Genomic DNA, 20,831 nt, shown 5'->3' with positions numbered 1-20,831 from the left:
GTGATCTCGCAGTGGACCCGCTGTGGCCCCGCCGTCAGCGCCGGGGGCGGTGCATCATCAGGAGGGGCACCTCCCGCTCCGCCCGCGTGGGGGCGCCGTGGTGGCCCACCATCTCGAAGGCGGCCGGTGCCACCCTCCGGCCGTCATACAGGGCAACCGGTCCGTGGGCCGCCACCAGGAGATCGCCGATGCGCGGTTCCACCCGTGCGTCCACCGCGCCGAACCACCCGGCCTGGACGGCTTCTTCTCGGGTCAGGATCCACGCCTGGTCGGCGAAGGCCTCCTGCCACGCCGCCACCGTCGCCTCCCGCACGGTCGCCGAGGCGTCCGCCTCGAAATGCAGCTGGACGAAGCGGGGCTCCCCCGCCGTGTGCCGGACGCCGTCCACCAGGGCCGGCAGCTCGGCGTAGTCGATCCTGCCGGACTCGGGCACATCCACCATGCCGTGGTCTCCCGTGAGCATGAGCAGCGTGTCCCGTGGCACGGCGGCACTGAGGCGGCGGGCGGCACCGTCGATCTCCTCGAGCGCGTAGAGCCACTGCTCCGATCCGGTCCCGTGCTGGTGTCCGGCCTTGTCCAGTTCGTTGAGGTAGAGGTACAGCAGCACCGGGCCGGTGGCCGCGTGCAGTTCCTCCTTGGCCTTCTGGAAGCGGGCCTGCAGGGTCTTGGCCCCGACGAACCGCGAGCCCCGCAGGGACGCCTCCGTCAGGGCCGAGCCATCGAACGCCGGCAGGGAGACAGTCACGGCGTCCACGCCGGGATCGTCGAAGGCCGAGACCCTCCGACCGGTGTCACCGGCATCACCGGCACCGTCGGCGGGCGCAGGACGTGTGGCGGCGAGACGTTCGAACACCGTGGGATGCGGCTGCCATCGCCGCGGAGCCGTCAGGGGGTCCCAACCGCCGAGCTGGTTGATGACCGTGTCCCGCTCCGGGTCGAGGACGTCGTAGCCGACCAGACCGTGACGGCCCGGCTCCAGCCCGGTACCGAGGCTCGAGAGGGAGGCGGCCGTCGTCGTGGGGAAGGCGACCTGCAGGGTGGCCCCATCCCGCTCCAGGACAGACCGGAGGAAGGGGGCGTGACCGGCGTAGCGTTTCAGCAGCGCCTTGCCGAGCCCGTCCACCATGACGACGACGGCGCGCCGGGTGCGCGGCAGCTGCAGAGAGTTGGTGAAGCCGTCGGCGCCGAGGGCCGCCGCGGCGGAGGTGAGGACGCCGGAGAGGGATCTGCCGGCAAAAGGAGGACCTGCGGGCAGCGGTGGTGCGGAGGTCACCGGCCGGACCGGACCCCGGTGTCGTCCGTGGTCGCCCGGCGCAGTTCGCGATAGAACGCCAGCGCCTGGTCGACGGCCTGCTGCCCCTCGGCCTCCGCGGCAACCCGCAGGACGAGGTCCTCGCGCGTGGAGGTGCCGGTGTACCCGTGGTCGGCCTCGCACTCAGGATCACCGCAGGCGGCCGGTGCCAGGTCGAGCCGTTGACCGCCGGCCCAGGTCACGGACAGGGTGACCTCGGCGATCGGGTCGCCACGGCGGAAGTTCTGCGGCTGCGGGTGCATGGTGGTGGCCACCACGGAGTCGATCCGGCGCACGGGGACCACCTCGGTGGAGACCTGGGCCATGATCTGCCGGCCCGCGTCGTCCATCGCCTGGTCGTCCAGGTGCAGGGCCGCCACGATGTCACCGGCGAGCGCCAGCACGGTGATATGGCGGTGGATCTCGTCATAGTCGAAGTGCGTGTCCACGTGCACCAGGTGGCTCGAGACCTCCCGTCCGTCCAGGACGGAGTCCAGGACGTCCGCCACGAGCTCCGGGTAGAATCCGGCGCGCTCGATGTCCGCCCCGAGGCTGGGCATCGAGGCCCCGGTGCCGTCGGCCGGTGGTGCCGGGCGGTGCTGCCGAGCGTTGGCGTCCGCCCCGGACCCGGAGTTGGCGTTGCCCGAGGAGTGGTGTCCGGAGGGTTGCTGGCCCGATCCCGGATTCCTGCGCAGTGGAGTCATGGGGTCCATGCTATCGGCAGGGGCCCCGCCGGTGGGCCGTGAGCGCCATCCCCGGCCAGCCGGTCAGTCCCGCATCGCCCGGCGCGCGGAGTCGGTGCGCCGGGCGGCATTGGCCACCTCGATGTCCGCGGAGAGGACCGTGACGCCCCGGTCCGAGGCCAGCACCGGGTTGAACCGGATCCGGGCCACCTGCGGGTGGTCGTCCTTCAGGGCGGCCACCCGGGCCAGGAGGTCCTGCAGGGCGTCCGTGTCCACGGCGGGCAGCCCCCCGTAGCCGAAGAGCTTGGCGGCGGCCCGCGGAGCGCGGATCATCCGGTCCAGGTCCTGGTTGGTCAGCGGTGGCACCCGGTGGACCCAGTCGTCCAGCAGGTCCACGGCGTCCCCCGCGATGCCGAAGGAGACCACCGGTCCCAGGAGCGGGTCCTCGAGGGCGGTGATGGTGCAGGCCTGCCCGGAGGGCGCCATCGACTGCACCTCGAGGCCGGGGCTGCCGAAGGGCTCGAGGACCTGACGCATCTGGGCCACGTTGCGGCGCAGCGATTCGGCATCCACGATGTTCAGGCGCACCCCGCCGAGGTCCAGACGGTGGCGCAGGTAGGAGTCCACGGCCTTGACCGCCACGGGCCAGCCCAGGCCGTCGGCTGCGAGGACGGCCTCGTCCTCGGTGGTGAAGCGGGCCGAAGGCAGCACCCGGATGCCGTAGCAGGCGAGCAGCTCCCCGGCCTCGGCCGCCGTGAGGCGGACCAGGTCGGTGCCGTGGGCGCGCGTGGCCCAGCCCTCGATGAGGTCTTCGGCGCGGTCACGGTCGACTCCCTCGGGTTCCACTGGCACCCCGGCCTCGGCCTCCCGCCAGGCGCTGTACCAGACGAGGCGGGACAGGACGCGGGCGGCCTGTTCGGGCGAGGAGAACACGGGGACCCCGCGCTGCAGTCCCTCCTCGGTGGACGGCCCCGAACCCCGCAGACTGGCCGAACGGTAGGTGAGGTCCAGGACGCCGGTGAGCGAGGCCAGGACCGTGACGGACGTGCCCCGGGAGGCCTCCTCGAGCGCGGCGGCCAGCCGGTCGGCGTCGCCCACCTCCTGGTGCATGCCGGCCTGGGTGACCACCAGGAGGGCGTCCACCTCGCCGGAGGCGATGGTCTCGGACACGGCGCGGCCCACCGCCCGCACCGCCTCGTCCACCACGTGCGCGGCGTCCAGGTCGGGGACGAGGACGGTGCTCGCCACGGTCAGCCCGTGGTGTTCCACGGCGTCCATGACCACCCGGTTCAGGGCCAGTGAGTTGCCGACCACGCCCACGCGGGGACCCGCGGGCAGGGGCTGACTGGCCACGGTCTGCATCAGGTCCATCAGGTCATCGTGGTTCTCGACCTGGATGACGCCGGTCTGCTCCATCATGGAATCCACCGCTCCGGTGGGCGCCTGCGTGGTGCGGGTCTCGTGACCGGGGGGCAGGCGCCGGCCCATCACGTCCGAGCGTGCCACCACCACGGGCTTGGACCGGGACAGGCGCCGGGCGATCCGGGAGAACTTGCGGGGGTTGCCGAAGGACTCGAGGTAGACGCCCACGGCGCCGGTGGCCGGATCGTCCTCGAAGTACTGCATGGCGTCGTTGCCGGAGACATCCGCGCGGTTGCCCGCCGAGAGCATGGAGGACAGCCCGATGCCCCGGCGGTGGGCCGCGGCGAAGAGGGTGACTCCGATGACCGCGGACTGGGAGAACAGCCCCACGGGCCCGCGCACGGGCAGGAAGGGGGACACGGAGGCGTTCAGGGAGACCTCCGGTGCGGTGTTGATCAGGCCGGCGGAGGCCGGGCCGATCACGCGCATGCCGTTGGCCCTGGCCTGGCGGACCAGGGCGCGCTGGCGGACCAGGCCCTCCCGCCCGGCGTCGGCGTATCCGGTGGTGACCACGAGCAGGCCCTTGACACCGTGGCGGGCACAGTCCTGCACCACGGCGGGGACCTCGGCCTCCGGGACGGCGATGACGGCGAGGTCGATGGGCGCGGGGACCTCGGCCAGGGTGGCGCGGGAGATCATCCCGGCCACTTCCAGCGCCTCGGGGTTGATGCCGTAGACCGGCCCCGGGTACCCGCCCTCGATGATGTTCTGCAGCAGGGCGAAGCCCACGGAGCCCCACTGTCGGCTGGCGCCGATCACGGCCACGGCCTCGGGCGCGAGTAGCTCCGCCACGGACCGGGCCTCGGCGCGGTGCTCCCGGGACTCCATGACGGCACGGGACTGGGCGGTCGGGTCGATCGAGAAGGCGACGGCGACCACGCCGTCGTCGAAGTGCCGGGAGACCTCGAACCCGGTGTCCTGGAAGACGGAGAGCATCTTGCGGTTCTCCGGCAACACCTCGGCGGTGAACCGGCGGATGCCGTTCTCGCGGGCGGCCACGGCCAGGTGCTCCATCAGGATCGAGCCGATGCCCTTGCCCTGGGAGGCGTCGGAGATGTTGAAAGCCACCTCCGCCTCGAGGGGGTCATCCAGCCGGTCATAGCGGCCGATGCCCAGGATCTCCTCGCCGCGCAGCACCACGAACGCGACCCGGTCCCGGTAGTCCACGTGGGTGAAGCGCTCCAGTTCCTTGCGGGACAAGGAGGACTTGAAGGTGAAGAAACGCAGGTAGATGGAGCTCTGTGACTGTCCCTCGTGCATCCGTGCCAGCCCCGAGGCATCCTCCGGCCGCACCGGGCGCAGATGTGCCGTGGTGCCGTCCCTCAAGACGACATCGGCTTCCCAGTAGGCCGGATATTCGGGGGTTTTCGGCTTCTCACCCATAGGATCACAGTAGACAATTCCCGCCCCTCGCGCTGGCACGTTCTCGCGGCAGCCTCGCGACCGACCGGCGACCGACAAGGACTTCAGAGCACCCCATGGCCCGTACCCCCAAGAAAAACTCCGCCCCGGCCGCCCAGGCGATCCCGCTGGAGCAGGAGAACATCGTGGACATCGATGTCTCCTCGGAGATGGAGACCTCGTTCCTCGAGTACGCGTATTCGGTGATCTACTCCCGCGCCCTGCCGGACGCCCGGGACGGGATGAAGCCGGTGCAGCGGCGGATCCTGTACATGATGAGCCAGATGGGGCTGCGCCCGGACAAGGGCCATGTGAAGTCCGCCCGCGTGGTGGGCGAGGTCATGGGCAAACTGCACCCGCACGGGGACACGGCGATCTATGACGCCATGGTGCGCCTGGCCCAGCCGTTCTCCCAGCGCCTGCCGCTGGTGGACGGGCACGGCAACTTCGGCTCCCTCGATGACGGCCCTGCCGCCCCGCGCTACACGGAGGCCCGGCTCGCTCCGGCCGCCCTGGCCATGACCACCTCGCTGGACGAGGACGTGGTGGACTTCGTGCCGAACTACGACAATCAGTTCCTGCAGCCCGCTGTGCTGCCCGCAGCGTTCCCGAACCTGCTCGTCAACGGCGCTTCCGGCATCGCGGTCGGCATGGCCACCAACATGGCACCGCACAACCTGCGGGAGGTGATCGCCGCGGCCCGCCACCTGCTCGCCCATCCCGAGGCGACCCTGGCGGACCTCATGGAACACGTCCCCGGGCCTGACCTGCCCTCCGGCGGCCGCATCGTGGGCCTGGACGGGGTGCGGGACGCCTACGCGGCCGGGCGCGGCTCCTTCAAGATGCGCGCCAAGGTCGCCGTGGAGCAGGTGACTGCCCGCAAGACGGGTCTGGTGGTCACCGAGCTGCCCTACGGCGTCGGACCGGAGAAGGTGATCGAGAAGATCAAGGACGCCGTCAACGCGAAGAAGCTCACGGGCATCGCGGACGTCCTGGACCTGACGGACCGCAAGAACGGCCTCCAGCTCGTCATCGAGCTCAAGAGCGGCTTCCATCCCCAGGGCGTCCTGGCCCAGCTGTACAAGACCACGCCGCTGGAGGAGTCCTTCGGCATCAACAACGTGGCCCTCGTGGACGGCCAGCCCCGCACGCTCGGCCTGCAGGAGCTGCTGCAGGTGTACGTGGACCACCGGATCGACGTGGTCCGCCGGCGCAGCGCCTACCGGTTGGGCAAGAAGCAGGACCGCCTGCACCTGGTCGAGGGTCTGCTGCTGGCCCTAGTGGACATCGACGAGGTCATCCAAATCATCCGCACCTCGGATGACACGGCGGCGGCCCGGACCCGGCTGATGAGCGTCTTCGACCTGACAGAGATCCAGGCCAACCACATCCTCGAGCTGCGCCTGCGTCAGCTGACGAAGTACTCCCGGCTCGACCTCGAGGCCGAGCAGGACGAACTGCAGCAGGCGATCGCCGAGCTCGAGGCCATCCTCGCCTCGGAGCAGCGGCTGCGCGACCTCGTCTCCGGTGAGCTGGCGGACGTCGCCGAGGAGCACGGCGACGACCGCCGCACGGTGCTGCTGGAGTCCGAGAACCTGGCGCCCGTCAGCGCCACCGCCGGGACCACCCCGGCGGTGGGTGCGGGTGCCTCGTCCCGGGCCGCCCTGCCCGGTGGCGGCGCGGACGGGCTCATGGTCCCGGACACCCCGTGCTGGGTGGTGCTCAGCACGGCGGGCCAGCTGGCGCGAACCGCCGATGACACCCCGTTGTCCACGGCCGGGCGCCGCCAGCGCCATGACGCCTACCGCTCGGTGGTCCCGGCGACGGCGCGGGGCGAGATCGGCGCCCTCACCTCGTCAGGGCGCATCCAGCGCGTGCAGGTCGTGGACATCCCGGCCCTGACGGAGACCTCCCCCACCCCAAATCTCACCGCGGGCGTGAAGGTCAAGGACTTCCTCACCCTGCAGCGCGGCGAATCGCTCGTGGCCCTGGTTCCGCTGAACACCGTGCTCGCCCTGGGCACCCGGAACGGCATCGTCAAGCGCGTCAACCCCGAGTGGCCGCTGAACCGGGACGACTTCGACGCCATCGCACTTAAGGGCAACGATGTGGTCGTCGGTGCCGGCACCGCCCGGGATGAGGACCAGCTGGTCTTCATCACCCGCAAGGGCCAACTGCTGCGCTATGCCGCATCGCTGGTGCGGCCGCAGGGCCGTACCGCCGGGGGCATGGCCGGCCTCAAGGTGGCGGCGGACGATGCCGTCATCGCCTTCTCCGCCGTTCCGGCCGACACCGTCGGTGCGGAGACTCCGGAAGGCCACCGGGCCGTCGTCGTGACCGTGGCGACCGGTGAGGACACCCTCCCCGGGACCGTCCCGGGGTCAGTGAAGAGGACCCCGCTGGACGAGTACCCGGCGAAGGGCCGCGCCACCGGCGGTGTCCGCGCCCACCGGTTGCTCAAGGGCGAGACCCTGCTGTCCCTGGCGTGGGCCGGGGCCGAGCCCGCTCTCGGTGCCTCGGCCCAGGGTGTGGCCCGGGCCCTGCCGGCAGAGTACGGCCCCCGGGACGGCTCCGGCCTGGCCATGGACCAGCTCGTCGAGGCCGTCGGAGCCGGGTCCTCTCCGGTCGGGACCGCCCCGGATTCCGCCGCTGGCGCTGCTGCCGACGGCGCGTCCGCCGGCGCTCAGCCGGAGGGCAGCGGCGTTGCGGACAGCACGGAGCAGGCACTCTTCGGCGAGACGCTGTTCGGCGAGACCGAGGGGCGCCGCGGCCTGGCCGAGGCGCCGACGGACACCGACCCCTTCGCGGCCGGCTCCGACGCGGTGATCACCGGGGACTAATCCCTCCGCCTCCGGCCAGCTCCAGGTGCACCTGGCCGGAGTCGGCGAACCGGCGGTCGTGGGTCACCATCACGGCCGTGCGGTCCGCCAGGGCGGCGCGCAGGTCCGCGACCAGGTCGGCCGCCTCGTCGGCTCCCAGGTGCGCCGTCGGTTCGTCCAGGAGCACGACGTCGGCGCGGGCCAGGAGCGCCCGGGCGACGGCCACCCGCTGGCGCTGGCCGCCGGAGAGGAAGTGCCCGGAAGGGCCGACCCGCGTGTCCAGTCCGTGCGGGGCGGCGGCCAGCCAGTCCCCCAGACCCACCAGCTCCAGGACCGTGATGAGCTCACCGTCCGCGGGACGATCCTGCGGATCCCGGGCCAGGTTCAGGTTGGACCGCAGCGTGGAGTCGAACAGGTAGGCGTCCTGCGGGCACCAGGCCACGGCACCCAGGGCGGCATCCCCCGAGACCACCGGGCCACCGGCGGTCCCCAGGGTGTACCGGCCCTGCCGTGGCCGCAGGAAGCCGAGCAGGACGGCCAACAGGGTCGACTTCCCGGAGCCCGAGGGGCCAGTCACGACCGCGAGCTGGCCACGGTGGACCGTCAGGTCCAGGTCCCGGAAGACGTCCGTCGCCGCCCCGGGGTAGCGCACGGCCGCCCCCGAGAGCTCGAGTCCGGTGACGGAAACCGGAGCGGCGCCGGTGTCGGAGACCTGTGCGGCGCCGGGTCCGGTGGCGGCTTCGGTGACGATCGCCGGGCTGGCGCTCGGGCCAGTGTCCGAGGCAGTCGCCGCGTCTGTCCCTGCCGTGAGCAGGGGTGCGGTCTTGGCCAGCTGCCGGGCCAGGATCGCCGTCTCCTGACACGCCGTGCTGTAGAGGCCCAGCGGCTCGGCGAGGGCCAGCAGCAGGAACACGACCATGGCGGTGACCGGTGCGGTCACGCCGTTCTGGACGCAGAGCACCAGCGTCTGCACGGCAGCCCAGCCGGAGAGCAGGGACGCGAGGGCCTGCCCGAGCCCGGCGGCCGCCGCATTGCGCTTCAGGGGGCGGTCCGCAGCGCGGTCGGCGGCCCCGAACCGGTCCGCGGCGAGTGATGCCGCGCCATTGCCGGCCAGGTCCGGGGCCGCCGCGAACAGGGCGGTGGTGCGCTGCAGCAGCCCGGTCCGGTGGTCCGTCAGGGCGCGGGTGGTCTGCCGGTCGGCCAGCCCCACCACGAGCGGCACCAGCACCAGGCCGGCCAGTCCGGCAACCACCGCAGGCCACCAGGCCGCCGGGGCCATCAGGACCACGATGAGGACGGTGATCAGCCAACTGATGATGGCGGCCGGGACCGGGACGATCACGCGCGGCAGCGCATCGCGCAGCTCGTCCACGTCCGCCACCAGCACGGACAGCGCCCCGCCGGAACGGGTCAACCGGCCCCACTGGGCCGCCTGCGAGCCGAGGGCGTCCCACAGCCGCAGCCGGATCCGGTTCGCCCAGGCCAGCACCGCGTCATGGGTGTCCAACCGTTCGAGATAGCGGAACAGGGCGCGTCCGATGCCGAAGAACCGCACCAGGACGATCACCGAGAGCAGGTAGAGCACGGGCGGCTGGTAGGCCGCCTGGACAATCAGCCACCCGGAAAGGGCGGACAGCAGCGCCGCGGCCAGCGTGGCCGCCGTGGCCCAGGACACCCCGGCGATGAACGTCCGCTCCGTCAGCGGCAAAAGCCGGATCCAGGCACGCCAACGGCGCCAGGCTCCGCCCCCGGCCTGAGAGCCGGCGTCGGTGGCGACAGCAGGGGCAACAGGGGCAACAGGGGCAACAGGGGCAACAACGCTAGCGCCGCGGTCCACCGCCAGCGTCACGGGCGCGGCAGCGGCCAGCGGCTCCTGCGCGAGCGATGCCCCTTGCGGTCCGCGCGAAACCGCCGGCGCCTGCGGTTCGCCCGCAGCGGCACCGATGACGGTGTCCGCGAGCGCCTGCAGGTCGGGATCATGCGCGGCCACGAGCAGGATGGCCTCCACGGCACGGCCTCCCGGGAGGCGCCCGGAGCGCAGCGCGGCCAGGACGGCGCGGATCCGCTGGGCGTTCTCGGCATCGAGGTGGGCCGTCGGCTCGTCCAGGACGATCAGCCAGGCGTCGGAGTCCCCGGCGGGAGCCGCCATCAGGCGGACCAGCACGCGGGCCAGGCCGAGCCGGCGTCGTTCCCCGGGGCTGAGCTCGTCCGGATGGCGGGGTGCGAAGCCGTCGAGGCCGCAGGCGGCGAGTGCCTCGGCCACCAGGAGGCCATGGTCGCGGTCCCGGCCCACCGCGCCATCCGGCCCCGCGGACGCCGCGGCGTACAGCGCCAGCTCGGCGCCCACCGTCGGCTCGCTGAACGCGGGGTGCTGGCTGAGCCAGGCCACGCGCCGGCCGGCCAGCCCCGCGGCCGTGCCGGTGAATTCGGCCTCGCTGTCCCGCAGCACCCCGGCGAGGGCGGACAGGACCGTCGTCTTGCCCGTCCCGCTGGGCCCGCCGAGGACGGTCAGTTCACCCGGGGCCAGGTCGAGGCCCAGGTGCCCGACGACGGCCGGGAACGTCCCGCCGTCGGGGTCCCGGTAGGCGATGCCCAGACCTCGGAGGACCAGCCGGTCCTCCCTCGCGTGGGCAGATCGGTCTGCGACCGGGCCCGCACCCTGGCCGGTGGCTGCTGTGGCGACCGGTGCTGCAGCCGGCTCTCTGGCCGGCACTCCGGTCGGCACGACGGCCCTGCCGAGGATGTCCGAGAGCGAGGCCGGGACGGGACGGTCGAGGTCGGCGCGGGCGCGTCGCAGGGCCTCCACCCCGTCCTCGGAGGCGTGGTGGGCGGAGCCGATGTCCCGGAAGGGCAGGTAGACCTCGGGGGCGAGGGTGAGTACCAGCAGCCCGCTGTAGAGGTCGAGGTCCCCGTAGACCAACCGCACGCCGATGAAGACGGCGACCACGGCCACGGACAGGGTGCTGATCAGCTCGAGGGCGAAGCCGGACATGAAGGCCGTCTTGAGCGTGGTCATGGTGGTGATGCGGTAGCGGTCCGAGACTCCCGCCAACGCCTGGCGCTGTGTGCCGGCCCTGCGCAGGCCGACCAGGACGGGCAGGCCCCGCGCCAGCTCCAGCACGTGGTGGGACAGCCGGTCCAGTCCCTCGGCGGCCTGCTGGACACGATCCTCGGTGTACTGGCCGATGAGGACCATGAACACGGGGATGAGGGGGATCGTCAACACCAGCACCAGGGCCGAGACCCAGTCGTGGGTGAGGACCCACACCCCGAGCACGAGCGGCATGACCGCGGCGGTCAGCAGGGCGGGCAGGTACTGGGTGAAGTACTTGTCGAGCCCGTCCAGGCCGGAGGAGGCGAGCACGGAGTCCTCCCCTGCCCGCTCCGCCCCGTCACCGGCAGAAACCAGGCGGTGGGCGACCATCCGGTGGCGCAGTTCCTCCTTGGCGCCCAGGGCGGCACGGCGGGAGAACACCTGCTGTCCCCAGGTGGCGGCGGCCCGGGCGAGGACGCCGGCCAGCCCCAGGGCCAGGACCTGGGCGAGGGTGGTGCCGGCTGCATCCGAGAGCAGCCCGTGGGTGAGTGGGTCGTAGGACGCCGGGTCCGGTGCGAAGAGCAAGCCGAGGAGGTTGCTGCTCTCCGGAGCGGGCAGGCGCTCGGCCAGCCAGGTGATGCCGCGGGCCAGGGCCGTGGCGAGCAGGATCCAGCCGGCGGCCTTGACCCCGGCCAGCAGGGCCAGCACGGCCAGGGCCGCCCGACCGGAACGGGAGGTGGGCAGTTCGGGTCTCACACCGGTGTCACCACGTGTGACTCCGGGATGTGCGTCTCGTGCAACCGCTTCCGGAAGACCCAGTACACGAAGGCCGAATAGGCCAGGATGATCGGCACCATGATCACGGCGACCCAGGCCATGAAGTTCAGCGTGTACTCCGAGGAGGAGGCGTTCATGGCCGTGAGGTTGAAAGCCGGGTCCACGGTGGAGGGCAGCACCACGGGGAACACCGCCAGGAAGAGGCCGGCGGCGCCGGCCACGAGGGAGGCGCCCAGTGCGATGAAGGTCCAGCCCTCGCGGCGGAGCTGGGCCGCCATCAGGGCTCCCAGGGCGGCGGACAGGGCCAGGCCCAGCAGCATCCACGGGACGAGGCTGTCCTGGCGTGAGACCACCACCACGCCCCATGCGCCCATCGGCAGCAGGTAGAGGGGCAGCCAGCGGGTGAGGTGGCGATGTGCAGCCTCCCGCGGGGCGCCGTCGGTCTTCAGACCCAGGAAGGCCCAGCCCATGGCCAGCGAGAACCCGACGACGGCCAGGCCTCCGAGCACACCCTCCCAGGACAGCCAGGCGAACGCCCCGCCCACGCGGTCCCCGTTGGCGTTCAGTGGCAGGCCCGTGGTCGACACAGCGAGCATCAGGCCGATGCTGAAGGCGGCCACGGCCGAGCCGCCGGCCATGCACCAGTCCCAGCGGTCCCGCGTCCGGGCGGTCAGGGCCTTGCCACGGTACTCGATGGAGACGGCCCGGAGGATCAGGGCCAGCAGGGTCATCGTCAGCGGGATGTAGAGGCCGGCGAACAGGGCCGCGTACCAGAGCGGAAAGGCGGCGAACATGGCCCCCGCCGCGGTGACCAACCAGACCTCGTTGCCATCCCAGACCGGGCCGATGGTGTTGAGGATGACCCGTCGCTGGCTCTCATTGCGGGCCCAGCCCCGCATTAGCATGCCGACGCCGAGGTCGAAGCCGTCGAGGAAGAGGTAGCCCACCCAGAGCACGGTCACCAGGACGAACCAGAAGGTGGGAAGGAACTCGATCGATTCCATGGCGGTCTACCTCTCGGGGGTCGGGGCGGCCGGAACGGGCCGGGCAGTCGGGGCGGGCAGTGCGTTCAGTGCGCTCACAGAGGCACCGTCAGTACGCGAAGGCGAGGACATCGGAGTCAACGGGGCCGTCCTTTCCCGCGCCGCCGGCGTCGTCATCGTGTTCATCCTGCGTGAGCTCAGGCATGCCGGCCGCCACCCCGCCCTTGACGTAGCGGGTGAGCAGGACGACCTCCACGACCAGGAGCACCGCGTAGATGGTGGTGAGGAGGATGAGCGAGAACAACAACTCGCCCGCGCCCACCCCCGGAGACACGGCCGCGGCCGTGTACATCCAGACCTGGTCGACTCCGGTGAGGTCGGGGTTGGGGGCCACCACGAATGGCTGGCGTCCCATCTCGGTGAAGATCCACCCGGCCGCATTGGCGCCGAACGGGGCCAGGATGCCGAACACGGCCAATCGCATCAGCGGCTTGGAGGCCGGGACGGTGCCCTTGCGCGTCAGCCACAGCGCCAGGGCCGCCGCCAGCGCCGCGAGACCACCGAAGGTGATCATGATGCGGAAGCCCCAGTAGGTGACCTCCATGACCGGCAGATAGTCGATCTCCTGGCCGGCACGCTCGCCGTACATCGGGTCGTCCGGCAGATGGGTGCCGTAGTCCTCCTGGTACTGCGGGATGAGGGTGTTCACGCCGGCCACGTCGGTGGTGAAGTCGTTGTAGGCCAGGAAGGACAGCAGGCCGGGGACCTCGAAGACGCCGACCACATCATCGCAGTCGGTGGCCCCGTCCGAGCGGAGGTCCCCCACGGCCAGGAGGGAAAACCCCGTGCCGTCCTGGCAGGCGGCCTCCGCCGCGGCCATCTTCAGCGGCTGCTGCTGGATCACCATCTGGGCCAGGGCGTGCCCCGTGAAGGCACTGCCCAGGAAGGCCGCGAGGGCGATCCAGGCTCCCCAGCGCAGGGAGGAGTACCAGACCCGGTAGTCGGTCTCGTCGCGCGCCTTCGAGCCGGTGCTGCCGACGATCACGGTGCCGTCCGCCGCTACGGTGTCGATGCCGTCCCGCCGGCGCTTCCACAGGTGATACCAGGCGATGCCCAGCAGGAAGGACCCGGCCACGGCCAGGGCGCCGGCGATGGTGTGCGGGAACATCAGGAGCAGGGTGTTGTTGGTCAGCACCGCCCAGATGTCGTTCATCACCGGGCGGCCGTCCACCATCTCGACGCCGACGGGGTGCTGCATCCACGCGTTGGCGGCCACGATGAAGTAGGCCGAGAACACGGTCCCGATGACGGCGCACCAGATCGAGGCCAGGTGCACCCCCTTCGGCAACCGCTGCCAGCCGAAGATCCACAGCCCCAGGAACACGGACTCCAGGAAGAACGCCATGAGCGCCTCCAGCGCCAACGGAGCCCCGAACACATCCCCGACGAAGCGGGAGTACTCGGACCAGGCCATCCCGAACTGGAACTCCTGCACCAGTCCGGTGGCCACGCCCATGATGAAGTTGATGAGGAAGAGCTTCCCCCAGAACTTCGTCATCCGCAGGTAGTGCTCCCGGCCGGTGCGGTGCCACATGGTCTGCAGGGTGGCCACCACCAGGCCCAGCCCGATGGTCAGCGGAACCATCATGAAGTGATACACGGTGGTGATGCCGAACTGCCACCGGGCAATGTCCAGGGGATCCATGGGTACACCCTTCCCTCGGGGCGGAGTGGGGTCCGCACCGGTCCGGACCGAACGCCGCCTCACCAGGGCGAAGGGAGCGTCCGGCACTCGACTTCTACAGCTTGTAGAAACCAGAGTAACCCCAAGTTCTACGTCCTGTAGAATAAAGTCGAGTCCGGAAGGACACCTGTGGTGGAGATCATTGCTTTGAGGGAGGCGCCGGTGGCACTGGGAGATTTGGAACGGTCCGTGATGGACCTGCTGTGGGACCAACCGGGAGCCCATACGGCCAATGACGTGCGGGACGCCCTGGCCGCTGACCTCGCCGTCACGACCGTACTCACCGTGCTGTCGCGCCTGGAGAAGAAGGGCCTGGTCCACCGCGACGGCGGGCGCCGGCCCCATCGTTATGCCGCCGCCTCGTCCCGGGAGGACCACACCGTCGGCCTGCTCAACGAGGTACTCGGCTCCGTGCCGGACCGCGAGGCCGTCCTCGCCCGCTTCATCGGCGGCATCGGCCCGGATGAGGCAGCGGCCGTGCGGCGCCTCCTGGGATCCTGATCCACCGCGCGATCCCGGCTCAGGATCCCGACTTTGAGTCGACGTGGGGTGGGTCTGACGCCCCGACACGCACCCCACGTCGACTGAAAGCGGGAGATTCCGCCCTCTAGACTTTCCCTCGTGTCCGTCATGCTGCTCGCCGCGCTGGCCGTGATCCTGGCCTGGCCGGTCCCGGTCCTGCTCGGACGCGCGCGCTGGGTCCGCCGGGCTCCCGCCGCCGCCATGGCACTCTGGCAGTCCGTCGCCCTCGCCGGCGGCCTCTCCCTGATCGGCTTTCCCCTCCTGTGGGGGCTCACCCCCTTCGGGGACACCGTGGTCGAGGCGGCCCCCGCCTTCGTCCGGTCCCTCGTGGAGGGCTCCTGGATCCCCCTGCTGGAGCACGACCCGTGGCTGCCCACCCGCATCGCGGCCGCCACCCTCGCCCTGATGCTCTTCGCCCACCTCGTGCTGACGTTGGCCGTCACCGCCGTGAAGACCGTGGCCAACCGACGCCGCCACCGCCAGATGGTCGAACTCCTGGCAGCGCCGCCGTCCGAACGCAGCCGACTGGCGGAGGGCATCTCCGGGACCCCCACCCGGGTGCTGCCCCACGATGTGCCGCTGGCGTACTGCCTGCCCGGGCTGACCGGCTCCCTGACCGTCTTGTCCCGCGGACTGCTGGACCAATTGTCGGAACCGGAGGTGGCCGCCGTCGTGGCCCATGAACGGGCCCATCTGCGCCAACGGCACGATCTGCTCCGGCTGGCCTTCGAGGCCTGGCACCGGGCCGTGGCCTGGCTGCCCACCACGGCGATGGCTCAACGGGCCGTGGCCGGCCTCACCGAGATGATGGCGGACGACGCCGCACTGACCGTCCACGACCGCCGGGACCTGGTGCGGGCCATCGTGCTCACCGGAGAGGCCGGGGCACCGACAGCACCGGCACCGGTACCGCCGCGCACGGAGAATGTCCAGGGGGACGGATCCGTCCCCCTGACCCTTCGCCTGTACCGCCTCCTGTCCCCCGCCGACCCCCTGCCGGTGGCCGTTCGCCTCCTGGTCGTCGTGGCAGCGTTGGGCCTGGCCATCTTCCCGCTGGTGCTGTTGCTGTAGACAGGGGCTGCACCCACTGCCGCCGACGCGGCCACCGTCCGCCGGCCACCACCGGGCTTCCGGGTCGTCATTCAGGTGCCTCCCAGCCGACTCTCGGCTTTCCACCGGCCGGGGTTCGCTAGGCTGGGGCGTTGGTGGCGTCCACCGCCGCCCTGCCACCCGACCCCTTTGACCCCCACGAACGGACCAGGCCCCATAGTGCAAGGCAACGCGACATTCCGTCACTCCAATGCTTCACTCCTCTCCGTGACGGAAGTACTGGCCCCGGTCACCGTGACCAGTGCACAGCTCGACGAGGAGTTGGCCGATGTCCTGAAGGGGCTGCGGCTCCCCAAGGGTCTGCTGCCGCGCGTCGCGGGCGTCAACGCCCGCCGCAATTGGGAACACCCCGGCCACTTCCAGTTGGGTGCCGCTGAAGCCGGCCGCCAAGCCATGGCCAAGGCCGGCGTCCGGCCGGACCAGATCGGGCTCATGGTCAACACCTCCGTCACGCGTGAGACCCTCGAACCGTCCGTCGCCGTCCGCATCCACCACGAGATGGGCCTTCCCACCTCCGCCACGAACTTCGACATCACGAACGCGTGCCTGGGCTTCGTCAACGGCATCACCCTGGCGGCCTCCATGATCGACTCCGGTCAGGTCGACTATGCCGTCGTCGTGGCCGGGGAGGACTCCGTCAAGGTCCAGCAGGCCACCCTGGAGAACTTGAAGCAGGACGGCGTGGACCGCAGCAACTTCATGGAGCAGTTCGCCTCCCTGACCCTGGGCTCCGGGGCCGCCGCAGCCGTCATCGGCCGCACCGACCAGCACCCCGAGGGCCACCGGATCGTCCGCGGCATCACCCGCGCCGGCACGGACCACCATGACCTCTGCGTGGGCGACCACAAGGGCATGTTCACGGATTCCACCGCCCTGCTCAAGGACGGACTCGAGCTCGTCATGGACGCCTGGAACGACGTCCCGGCAGACTGGGGCTGGTCGGACATGGACCGCTACGTCACGCACCAGGTCTCCCGGCTCCACACCGATTCGATCACCGAGGCGACCGGCCTGGACCCGGCACGATTCCCCATCACCTTCCCCGAGCTCGGCAACGTCGGACCGGCGTCCCTGCCGATCACCCTGGCCCGGGAGGTGGACCAGTTGTCGGCCGGCGACAAGGTGCTCTGCATGGGCGTCGGTTCCGGGCTCAACACCGCCATGCTGGAGATCGCCTGGTGAGGATCCCCGCCGCCCCAGCCACCCTGCCGGCCGACTCCGCCTCCGTCCCCCTTCCCGGCTGGGACCCCGCCTGGAGCGCGCTGGTGCCGATCGCCACTGTTGACGGCCAGCGGACCCTGCACGTGCTGGACACCGGGGATGTGTTGGCCCAGGCCGGCGTGGAGCCGGACGGCACCATCCTGGCAGTGCACGGCAACCCGACCTGGTCCTACCTGTGGCGCTCCCTGGCCGCAGCGACCGTCCGCACCGCCCTGCAGGGCGAGGGCCCCGTGTGGCGCGTGGTCGCCCCGGACCAGCTGGACATGGGCTTCTCCGAGCGCCTGCCGCACGGGTCCCTCCCCCGTCCCGCCGCCGCAGCCGGCGCCCCGGACCCGGTCTTCGCGAACGACGCCGGCTACCGCACCCTGGGCGGTCGTCTAGCCGACCTCGACGCCCTCGTCACCGCCCTCGGACTCGATGTCCAGGCCCGCGCCGGCCACCCGCTGCTGACCCTGGGCCACGACTGGGGCGGCGTCGTCTCCCTCGGCTGGGCCGGCCGCCACCAGGACCTGGTGGCCGCCGCGATGACCCTGAACACCGCCGTCCACCATGACGAGTCCGAGCCGATCCCGGCCCCGCTGCAGGCGGCCCTCGCCGGCCCCCTGCTGGCCGGCTCCACCGTCCTGACCGACGCCTTCCTGCGAGTCACGACGGCACTCGGCCACCCCGGCCTGGACCGAGGCCTCAAAGCCGCCTACCACGCCCCCTATGCCTCCGCCGAGCGCCGCGGCGGGATCGGCGGCTTCGTGGCCGACATCCCCGTCGGACCGCAGCACGCCTCCTACCCGGAACTGCGCCGGGTGGCGGCCTCCGTGGCCGCCTTCACCCCACCCGCCCTGCTGCTGTGGGGCCCGAAGGACCCGGTGTTCCTGGACCGGTACCAGGCGGACCTGCTGCAGCGGCTCCCCCAGGCCGACCTGCACCGGTTCGAGACGGCCGGCCATCTGCTGGCCGAGGACGTGGACATCGCCACCCCGATCCTGCGGTGGGCCGGCCAGGTGCTCGACGGCACCGCCCGCACCCGGGTCCCGGACGGCGTGGCTGTCGCCACCACGAGTGAGGCGGCACCCGAGGCCGGCCCCGGTCCGGTGGAGGACCGCTGGAACGAGACCACCGGCCGGCCGTTGTGGTCCTACCTGGAGGACTGGCGCGACAGTCCGGCCCCGGCCCTCGTGGACATGGCCGGGGACGACCGGACACCGCTGAGCTGGAACCGCCTGTCCAGCGTCGTGGACGCCATCGCCACCGGCCTGGTGGCCCGCGGGGTCCGCCCGGGCGACCGGATCTCCCTGATGGTCACCCCCGGACGGGACCTCACCGCGGCCCTGTACGCGGCCCTGAAGATCGGCGCCGTCGTGGTGGTCGCCGACGCCGGACTGGGCGTGGCCGGTATGACCCGCGCCGTGCGGGCAGCCCGGCCGGACTGGGTCATCGGCAAGGTCCCCGGTCTGGCCGTGGCGCGGTCGCAGCGCTGGCCCGGACGCCGACTTTCCGTCTCCTCGCTGCCCGCACCCCTCGCCCGGGCCCTCGGCGTGGAGGACAGCCTCTACCGGATGGCCCGCGACCATGAGGGGGCCCGGTTCGCAGGCCCGCGGGGCACGGACGGCACCGCCCACGTGCCCGCACCCTCCGATCCGGCCGCCATCCTGTACACCTCCGGCTCCACGGGTCCGGCCAAGGGTGTCCTCTACACCCACGGCCGCCTCTCGGCACTGGCCGGACTGCTGAGGGACGTCTTCCATGTCCGGCCCGGCTCCTCCCTGTTGGCCGGGTTCGCCCCCTTCGCCCTGCTGGGACCGGCCATCGGTGCCACCTCGGTCACCCCGGACATGTCCGTGACGGAGCCCGCCACCCTCACGGCGCAGGCCGTCGCCGACGCCGCCCGTGCCGGCCAGGCCACCATCCTCTTCGCCTCCCCCGCTGCGCTGCGCAACGTCGTGGCGACCGCGGCGCAGCTCGGTCCCGAGGACCACGCCGTGCTGGGCCGCATCGACCTGGTGCTGTCCGCCGGCGCCCCGGTCCACCCCCAGCTGATGGCGCAGGTGGCCGCCCTCTTCCCCCGGGCCGAGTTCCACTCGCCCTACGGCATGACCGAGGCCCTCCTGCTGGCGGACATCGACCGGGACGCGATCATCGCGCTCGCGGCCCCGGCCGCGGGTCCCCCAGGGGACGCGATCAAGCTGGACGACGGCGTGTGCGTGGGCCACCCCGTGGGCCCCGTGCGCATCGCCATCGATCCCCTGACGGCCGACGGGAGCCCGACGGGGACGCCCCTCGAGGGTCCCGACGCCGCCGGCGTCCTGGGCGAGGTCGTCATCTCCGCGCCCCATCAGAAGGCCGGCTACGACCGGCTGTGGCTGACGGACTCCCTGAGCAGGCGGGACGACAAGGACGGGCTGGACTGGCACCGCACCCAGGACGTGGGCCACCTGGATGCCGCTGGCCGGCTCTGGATCGAGGGCCGCCTGCAGCATGTGGCCCTCACGGCCGACGGACCCGTGGCGCCCGGTGGCCCCGAGGCACGCATCGACGCCCTCGACGGCGTGTCCCGGTCGGCCGTCGTCGGTGTCGGGCCGCGGGGCACCCAGGCCGTGGTGGCCGTCGTCGAAGCCGCGGCGGCGGGCCGTGCCCGCGGGCCCCGCCCCGGGCTGGCCCCCCGCGAGCTGACGGCAGCCGTGCGGGCAGCCGCCGCCCCGGTTCCCGTGGCAGCGGTGCTCGTGACGGACCGGGTCCCCGTGGACATCCGCCACAACTCGAAGATCGACCGCACCCGGATCGCCCACTGGGCTGATCGGGTCCTGTCCGGCGGGAAGGTGGGCACCCCGTGAGTGCCGCACCCCCTCTCCGCGTGCTCGTCACCGGTGCCTCGGGTCTCCTGGGCTCCGGGGTGGCGCGCCGCCTCGTGGAGTCCGGGGCCGACGTCGTGACCCTGCAGCGCCGTCCCTCGGGGGTGGCGGGGGCCCGCGACGTCCTGGGCACGGTCACGGATGCCGCGGCCGTCGAGCGGGCCATGTCCGGCCGGGACACGGTGGTCCATGTGGCCGCCAAGGTCTCCGTCTCGGGACCCGCCCACGAGTTCGAGCAGGTCAACATCGGCGGCACGGCGACCGTCCTGGAGGCCGCCCGCCGGGCGGGTGCCCAGCGCTTCGTCCACCTCTCCTCGCCGTCGGTCGCCCATGCCGGGACGTCGATCGTGGGTGAGGGTGCCGGTCCGGCGGATCCGGACCGCGCGCGCGGCCACTACGCCCGCACCAAGGCCGCCGGGGAACTGCTGGCCCTGGCCGCCGACGGCGCGGACCTGCGGGTGCTCGTCCTGCGCCCGCACCTGATGTGGGGACCCGGGGACACCCAGCTGACCCAGCGCATCGTCGACCGTGCCCGGGCCGGCCGGATGCCGCTGCTCGGGCCGGCCGCCGCCCTGATCGACACCCTGTACTCGGAGAACGCCGTGGACGCCGTGGTGGCCGCCGTCGCCGCCGTGGACCGGGTCCATGGGGAGGCCCTCGTGGTCACCAATGGCGAGCCCCGGCCGGTGGGCGAGCTCGTCCGGGGCCTGGCCACCGCCGGAGGCGCCCCCGAGCCTCGGCTGCGGATTCCCGGAGGCCTCGCTCGCGGCGCCGGTGCCGTCATCGAACGGGTCTGGGACGCGGCCGATCTCGGCCGCGACGGGGACGAGCCCCCGCTGACGCGGTTCCTGGCCGAACAGCTCTCCACGGCGCACTGGTTCGACCAGCGGCGCACCCGCACACAGCTGGACTGGGTGCCGGCCGTGTCCATTGACCGCGGCCTGGAGCTGCTGGCCGCGCACTACCGTCGAGGGTGAG

The 20,831-nt window shown here is 72.1% G+C and carries 12 protein-coding genes; 6 read left to right on the top strand and 6 right to left on the bottom strand.

What is annotated here, in order from left to right:
* Nucleotides 1-34: 34 nt before the first annotated feature.
* From AB0333_RS03075 to AB0333_RS03065, 3 genes are all read right to left on the bottom strand, one after another.
* Complete coding sequence (locus AB0333_RS03075) at nt 35-1,273, bottom strand: nucleotide pyrophosphatase/phosphodiesterase family protein (protein WP_366217294.1); 1,239 nt, start codon at nt 1,271-1,273, stop codon at nt 35-37.
* Nucleotides 1,270-1,851 (bottom strand): DUF5998 family protein, encoded by a 582-nt coding sequence (locus tag AB0333_RS03070; RefSeq protein ID WP_366217558.1) that lies wholly within the window; start codon nt 1,849-1,851, stop codon nt 1,270-1,272. The genes AB0333_RS03075 and AB0333_RS03070 overlap by 4 nt, the downstream gene beginning before the upstream one ends.
* 207 nt (nt 1,852-2,058) lie before the next feature.
* Nucleotides 2,059-4,779: a GNAT family N-acetyltransferase gene (locus tag AB0333_RS03065; RefSeq protein WP_366217293.1), complete on the bottom strand. Its 2,721-nt coding sequence runs from the start codon at nt 4,777-4,779 to the stop codon at nt 2,059-2,061.
* A 95-nt stretch (nt 4,780-4,874) separates the two neighbouring features.
* Here AB0333_RS03065 and AB0333_RS03060 point away from each other — a divergent pair, with 95 nt between their 5' ends.
* The gene (locus tag AB0333_RS03060) at nt 4,875-7,637 is read left to right on the top strand and encodes a DNA topoisomerase IV subunit A (protein WP_366217292.1); all 2,763 of its coding nucleotides are present in this window, start codon (nt 4,875-4,877) and stop codon (nt 7,635-7,637) included.
* Here the strand turns inward: AB0333_RS03060 and cydC are convergent.
* The 3 genes from cydC to AB0333_RS03045 all read right to left on the bottom strand — a co-directional run bounded on the left by cydC (nt 7,624) and on the right by AB0333_RS03045 (nt 14,115).
* The gene (gene cydC / locus AB0333_RS03055; protein WP_366217291.1) at nt 7,624-11,406 is read right to left on the bottom strand and encodes a thiol reductant ABC exporter subunit CydC; all 3,783 of its coding nucleotides are present in this window, start codon (nt 11,404-11,406) and stop codon (nt 7,624-7,626) included. The genes AB0333_RS03060 and cydC overlap by 14 nt on opposite strands.
* Nucleotides 11,403-12,422 carry a cytochrome d ubiquinol oxidase subunit II gene (gene cydB / locus AB0333_RS03050; RefSeq protein WP_366217557.1) on the bottom strand — a complete coding sequence of 340 codons (1,020 nt, stop codon included), beginning with the start codon at nt 12,420-12,422 and terminating at the stop codon, nt 11,403-11,405. Before cydB ends, cydC begins: the two co-directional genes overlap by 4 nt.
* A gap of 97 nt (nt 12,423-12,519) precedes the next feature.
* The gene (locus AB0333_RS03045; RefSeq protein ID WP_366217290.1) at nt 12,520-14,115 is read right to left on the bottom strand and encodes a cytochrome ubiquinol oxidase subunit I; all 1,596 of its coding nucleotides are present in this window, start codon (nt 14,113-14,115) and stop codon (nt 12,520-12,522) included.
* 171 nt (nt 14,116-14,286) lie between these two features.
* Between AB0333_RS03045 and AB0333_RS03040 the strand changes: the two genes are divergently transcribed.
* From AB0333_RS03040 to AB0333_RS03020, 5 genes are all read left to right on the top strand, one after another.
* Nucleotides 14,287-14,655, top strand: a complete 369-nt coding sequence (locus AB0333_RS03040) for a BlaI/MecI/CopY family transcriptional regulator (protein ID WP_366217289.1) — start codon at nt 14,287-14,289, stop codon at nt 14,653-14,655.
* A gap of 129 nt (nt 14,656-14,784) precedes the next feature.
* Nucleotides 14,785-15,747 carry a M56 family metallopeptidase gene (locus AB0333_RS03035; protein ID WP_366217556.1) on the top strand — a complete coding sequence of 321 codons (963 nt, stop codon included), beginning with the start codon at nt 14,785-14,787 and terminating at the stop codon, nt 15,745-15,747.
* A 198-nt stretch (nt 15,748-15,945) separates the two neighbouring features.
* Entirely contained in the window at nt 15,946-16,968 is a 1,023-nt protein-coding gene (locus tag AB0333_RS03030) for a 3-oxoacyl-ACP synthase III (protein ID WP_366217288.1), read from the top strand.
* A complete protein-coding gene (locus AB0333_RS03025) occupies nt 16,965-19,835 on the top strand; it encodes an alpha/beta fold hydrolase (RefSeq protein ID WP_366217287.1) in 2,871 nt (956 codons plus the stop codon). The genes AB0333_RS03030 and AB0333_RS03025 overlap by 4 nt, the downstream gene beginning before the upstream one ends.
* Nucleotides 19,832-20,830, top strand: coding sequence for an NAD-dependent epimerase/dehydratase family protein (locus tag AB0333_RS03020; protein WP_366217286.1), 999 nt, complete (start codon nt 19,832-19,834; stop codon nt 20,828-20,830). Before AB0333_RS03025 ends, AB0333_RS03020 begins: the two co-directional genes overlap by 4 nt.
* The last annotated feature ends 1 nt before the right edge of the window (nt 20,831 follow it).

The sequence above is a fragment of the Citricoccus sp. NPDC079358 genome (assembly GCF_040702545.1).
In the GTDB taxonomy this organism is placed as follows: domain Bacteria; phylum Actinomycetota; class Actinomycetes; order Actinomycetales; family Micrococcaceae; genus Citricoccus.
This window is presented reverse-complemented; position numbering and strand designations above follow the sequence as displayed.